General features: G+C 68.9%; 3 protein-coding genes. All 3 read right to left on the bottom strand.

All coding sequences use genetic code 11. The features are described 5' to 3' along the window. A partial coding sequence (locus AC1D01_RS27210) for a phosphoribosyltransferase (RefSeq protein WP_477871938.1) occupies positions 1–482 on the bottom strand: 482 nt, incomplete at its 3' end. Between the two features lie 18 nt (positions 483–500). Next, the gene (locus AC1D01_RS27205) at positions 501–1,832 is read right to left on the bottom strand and encodes an adenylosuccinate synthase (protein WP_477871936.1); all 1,332 of its coding nucleotides are present in this window, start codon (positions 1,830–1,832) and stop codon (positions 501–503) included. 45 nt (positions 1,833–1,877) lie between these two features. After that, positions 1,878–3,044, bottom strand: coding sequence for an ATP phosphoribosyltransferase regulatory subunit (locus AC1D01_RS27200; protein ID WP_477871934.1), 1,167 nt, complete (start codon positions 3,042–3,044; stop codon positions 1,878–1,880). Positions 3,045–3,167: the final 123 nt, after the last annotated feature.

Here is a 3,167-nt window from a genome sequence, read left to right as displayed (position 1 = left end):
TCGTCGTACTCCTCGAACGGCTGGTGGATCCACGGGCTCGTCGGCAGCAGTTCGACGTAGTAGTCCGGCGTGTAGCTCGACACGCCCTTGGTCCAGATCACCGCCGAGCGCAGTTCGGCGATCGCCGGCATGCCGCGCAGCCGGTCGACCACCGCACGCAGCGTGACGCCCGAATCCGCCAGGTCGTCGACCAGCAGCACGCGCCCGGCGAGCTCGCCCTTCGGCAGGGTGATGTACTTCGCCATGTCGAGCCGGCCCTGGATGGTGCCGGCCTCGGCGCGGTACGAGCTCGTCGACATGATGCCCAGCGGCTTGTCGAACACGCGCGACAGCACGTCGCCCGGTCGCATTCCGCCGCGCGCCAGGCACAGGATCTGGTCGAACTCCCAGCCCGAGGCATGCACCTTGAGCGCCAGGCGCTCGATCAGCATGTGGTACTCGTCCCAGGACACGTAGAGGTGTTTGCCGTCGTCGGTCAGCATGTTCAAAGGCTCCAGGCGTCAGGCTTGATAGGGGTGGCGCAGCAGGATGGTGTGCTCGCGGTCGGGACCGGTCGACACCATGTCGATCGGCCGCCCGATGAACTCCTGCACGCGTTCGAGGTAGCGCCGCGCGTTCAGCGGCAGCGCATCCCATTGCGTGATGCCGGCGGTGYGCTCGGTCCAGCCCGGGAAGGTGTCGTAGATCGGCTTGCAGGCCACGATGTCGTCGGCATCCAGCGGCAGGATGTCGATGCGCTTGCCGTTCAGTTCGTAGCCGACGCAGACCTTGATCTCCGGCAGGCCGTCCAGTACATCGAGCTTGGTGATGCACAGGCCCGAGATGCCGTTGATGATCATCGAGCGCTTCAGCAGCGCGGCATCGAGCCAGCCGCAGCGGCGCGGGCGGCCGGTGACGGTGCCGCGCTCCTGGCCGACGGTCGACAGGTGATGGCCGACCGTGCCGGGCTCGTTCATGTCGAGCTCGGTCGGGAACGGGCCGCTGCCCACGCGCGTGGTGTACGCCTTCGTGATGCCGAGGATGTAGTGCAGCAGGTCCGGCCCGACGCCTGCGCCCGCCGCCGCGTTGCCGGCGACGCAGTTGCTGGAGGTCACGTACGGGTAGGTGCCGTGGTCGATGTCGAGCAGCGTGCCCTGCGCGCCCTCGAACAGGATGTTGGCGCCCTCGCGGTGCTTCATGAACAGCGTGTAGCCCACGTCGGCCAGCATCGGCTTGAGCTGCTCGGCGACCTTCATCGCCAGGTCGTAGATCGGCTGGAACTCCAGCGGCTTCGACTTCAGGTAGCCGCCCAGCGCGAAGTTGTGCAGCTCCAGCAGCTCGCGCAGCTTCTTCGCGAAGCGCTCGGGGTGCTTCAGGTCCTGCACGCGCAGCGCGCGGCGCGCGACCTTGTCTTCATAGGCCGGGCCGATCCCCTTGCCGGTGGTGCCGATCTTGCCGGCGCCGCTGGTCTCGCGCAGCGCCTCGCGCGCCTTGTCGACCTCGACGTGGAACGGCAGGATCAGCGGGCAGGATTCGCTGATGAACAGGCGCGAACGCACCTCGAGCCCGATGGCTTCCAGGCGCTCGATCTCGCCGAGCAGGTGCACCGGATCGACGACCACGCCATTGCCGATGTAGCAGGCCACGCCCTCGCGCATGATGCCCGACGGGATCAGCTGCAGCGCCGTCTTGACGCCCTTGATCACCAGCGTGTGGCCGGCGTTGTGGCCGCCCTGGAAGCGCACCACCGCCTGCGCGTGGTCGGTCAGCCAGTCCACCACCTTGCCCTTGCCTTCGTCGCCCCACTGGGTGCCGACCACGACCACGTTGTGGCCGCCGCGTGTCTGTTCCATGTCTGTCCTGTCCAATGTCTCGAATGGGTGGATCGGCAGGCGGCGTCAGAGCGCTCGCACCTGCCACTGGCCGGCCTGCGCGACCAGCTCGCGGTCGCAGTCGAATTCCTGGCCCTCGTGTTCATGCCCCGGCAGGATGCAGACGACCGRCTCGCCCTGCTCCCTCAGTTGCCGGATCGCGGCGCGCAGCGCTGCATCCTCGCCCCAGGGCGCGCGGATCGCCGCCCGCATCGCCCGCGGCGGCGCGATCAGCACCAGCTCCTTCAGGTCGATCAGGCTGAAGCCGACCGCCGGCCGGGTGCGGCCGAACACCGCGCCGACCTCGTCGTAGCGCCCGCCACGCGCCACCGCGTCGCTGGAGCCGGCGGCATACACCGCGAAGCGCGCGCCGCTGTAGTAGTCGTAGCCGCCGAGATCGGCCAGGTCGAAGCCGATGCGCACCCCGGAGTGCGCCTGTTTCAGGTGCTGCGTGAGCCACTGCAGGTCGTCGAGCGCCGCGGTGATCAGCGGCAGCGCGGGCAATTGCGTGCGGGCGGCCGCCAGCACCTCTTCGCCGCCGTACAGCCGCAGCAGCGCCAGCAAGCCGCTGCGCGACGGCTCGGGCAGCGACGCCGTGAGCTCGGCCACGGTGGGTTGGTCCTTCGCGGCGAGCGCGGCATAGAGCGCGGCCACCGCCGGCGCGGGCAGACCGCTGCCGGCCAGCAGGGCCCGCACGATGCGTGCGTCGCCCATGTCGAGCGTCAGCTGGTTCGCACCGGCGCGCTGCAGCAGGTCGAGCGCGAGCTCCTGGATCTCGAGGTCGGCCTCGAGGCCGCGGTGCCCGTAGATCTCGGCACCGAACTGCAACGGCTCGCGCGTCACGTTCACACCGGACGGGCGGGTGTGCAGGACGGGTCCGCAGTAGCACAGCCGGGCCACGCCCTGGCGGTTCAGCAGATGCGCATCGATGCGCGCGACCTGTGGCGTGGTGTCGGCCCGCACGCCGATCGTGCGGCCGCTGAGCTGGTCGATCAGCTTGAAGGTCTTCAGGTCGAGTTCGCGGCCGGTGCCCGACAGCAGCGATTCGATGTGCTCCAGCAGCGGCGGCATCACCAGTTCGAAGCCGTAGCTGCGAGCCCCGTCGAGCAGGTCTCGACGCAGATCCTCGATGCGCCGTGCCTGCGCAGGCAGGACGTCGGCAATGTGCTCGGGCAGGAGCCAAGCAGACGACATGTGAATCACCGGGTATTAAAAACGAGATTGTACCGGCGTGGATGACCCAGCCCCGAGGCACTGGCGTGCCTCCCCCGTCAGCCCAGACAGAAGTAGAGGGCGATCAGGCCGGCGAGCATGCTG

The sequence above is a fragment of the Rhizobacter sp. P3_B12 genome, assembly GCF_056402895.1.
Note: the sequence above shows the minus strand (reverse complement) of the source record. Positions and strands in the feature narration are given on the sequence as shown.